At 46.8% G+C, this 235-nt stretch carries 1 protein-coding gene; it reads left to right on the top strand.

From position 1 onward, the window contains the following. A partial coding sequence (locus BHE89_RS24215; RefSeq protein ID WP_216080973.1) for a hypothetical protein occupies nucleotides 1-235 on the top strand: 235 nt, incomplete at both ends.

A 235-nucleotide genomic window follows, 5' to 3' on the forward strand; every position in this document is an offset into this window, starting at 1 on the left:
CCCCCAAAACGAAACACGTTCACTGGGGTTCACTTGCCATCGCTGGGGCGTGTCATTTCGTTTCGGCTCCCCCTGTTTTTCCCTTTCTTCGCTGGACGCTCATCAGGATAAAAAACAAAAAGCCTACCGCCCTCGTTTTTACTCGGTTGGTCAAATCGCTTCTTGCCACAAAAACAAGTTTTGTGACTTTCAGCGATTTCGCATCGTTTTTACTTGTCAGTTTTGCACGATGTTA

The organism is Shigella sp. FC1967, from assembly GCF_001743005.1.
In the GTDB taxonomy this organism is placed as follows: Bacteria; Pseudomonadota; Gammaproteobacteria; order Enterobacterales; family Enterobacteriaceae; genus Proteus.